Below are 238 nucleotides of genomic sequence, written 5' to 3'. Positions count from 1 at the left end.
GGGACCCGCGGTCGGACTGCTCCCGGAGCCCGTGTGGGCCGGCGACACCCCAACGGTCGACCTCGCCCCGCTCCCGCACGAACCGCGCCGGGAGATCTTCTCCCCCGCGCGCCGGGTCTCCGCGGACGCCCCGTCGATCCGCGCCGTCCGCGCCGCGCTCGCCGACGCCGCCTCCCGCATCCTCCTGGACTGACGCGAACCGACTTCCGGGAATATGCATGCACATGCATCGGTTCAT

1 pseudogene is annotated in these 238 nt (G+C 73.5%); it reads left to right on the top strand.

Features of this window, described 5'->3' with window-relative positions:
- Positions 1 to 193, top strand: a pseudogene (locus KVS71_RS18660) (LysR family transcriptional regulator); the annotation flags it as partial.
- Positions 194 to 238 lie beyond the last annotated feature (45 nt).

Origin of the sequence: Microbacterium sp. GbtcB4, from assembly GCF_019091465.1 — a bacterium.
GTDB lineage: Bacteria > Actinomycetota > Actinomycetes > Actinomycetales > Microbacteriaceae > Microbacterium > Microbacterium paraoxydans.
Note: the sequence above shows the minus strand (reverse complement) of the source record. Positions and strands in the feature narration are given on the sequence as shown.